Origin of the sequence: Brevibacterium sp. Mu109, assembly GCF_900169375.1 — a bacterium.
Classification (GTDB): Bacteria; Actinomycetota; Actinomycetes; order Actinomycetales; family Brevibacteriaceae; genus Brevibacterium; species Brevibacterium yomogidense_A.
Genome location: NZ_FXZF01000123.1, coordinates 1 through 1,024 on the forward strand (window position 1 = coordinate 1; position 1,024 = coordinate 1,024).

At 70.2% G+C, this 1,024-nt stretch carries 1 protein-coding gene and 1 pseudogene; both read left to right on the forward strand.

Annotation, left to right across the window (positions count from 1 at the left end; translation table 11 throughout):
- Window positions 1-56 precede the first annotated feature (56 nt).
- Window positions 57-803, forward strand: coding sequence for a LysM peptidoglycan-binding domain-containing protein (locus tag BSP109_RS16825; RefSeq protein WP_101602080.1), 747 nt, complete (start codon window positions 57-59; stop codon window positions 801-803).
- A pseudogene (locus BSP109_RS16830) lies at window positions 800-1,024 on the forward strand (energy transducer TonB); the annotation flags it as partial. The gene BSP109_RS16825 and the pseudogene BSP109_RS16830, both read left to right, overlap by 4 nt.

The following is a 1,024-nucleotide window of genomic DNA, read 5'->3' on the forward strand; positions in this document are numbered from 1 at the left end:
ATCAAACTTCATCAAACGTCAATATAGTCGTACATCAACTATCGAGGATGTTCGACATGTTTCTTCTTGCGCTCTGTGCCATCACCTGGCTCGCTCTGCTCGGGTCGTCGGTGTCCCTGTGGGTCCTGCTCGAGCGGCCGCTCGGAGCGAGCGACCTCGTCATCCTCGTGCTCGTCACCACGGCCGCCGCAGCGTTCGCCCGGCTCGGCCTCATCTCCCTGCTCGGCCTCGCCCTGCGGATCCTCCCGCGCGGCCGAGTGCGCTCGTGGGTCTCGGCGCTCGCACTGCGCTGGGCGCCGCGCCTGCTCGGATCGACCATCCTCGCCGCCGTCGCAGTCACCGGCACCGCGGTGACCGGCTCCGCTTCCGACCGGGTCCGTGATCCGAGCGCCGAGGCGGTGTCTGCGACCGCAGCCCTCGACCCCGACCGAGCACCCGATCCGGGGTGGCCGACGATCCCCGCGGACCCGCGGGATCCGGGATGGCCGACGACTGGCCCGGACGATGACGACCGCCTCGGCGATCCCCCACCCCCGACGGACCCACCCGACGGCGCCGAGGCCTCCGACGGCGACGGGACCGCTGACGATGCGGACGAGGCCGATGACCGCGATGGATCCGATTCCCCGCGCACGCACGTCGTCACTGCCGGTGAGAGCCTGTGGTCGATCGCGGGCGAGCTCATCGGGGCGGGCGACTCGCAGGCCGAACTCGTCGCTGACATCTACGCGGACAACCGGGACGCGATCGGGCCCGACCCCGATCTCATCATGCCCGGACAGCGATTGGTCATCCGCTCATGACCGCCCCTCTCGTCCTCAGCCGTCCTCGCCGCGCCGCGCACAGGGCATCCGTCCCGCGACCGCCGACGACACCCGTCGAACCGATCGCCGACGACGCCGACCGCATCGCCGCAACGGCGACGTCGCTGGCCGTCGCCTGTCTCGAGATCTTCGCCGGAGTGCGGAGGAGCGAGTCGATCGGCCGCTGGGTCGATGCGGAACTGCTCGCGAAGATCGACCGG

Excerpts from the sequence above, each read along its gene's own strand:
- BSP109_RS16825 (WP_101602080.1), top strand. The coding sequence starts at position 57 with ATGTTTCTTCTTGCGCTCTGTGCCATCACCTGGCTCGCTCTGCTCGGG.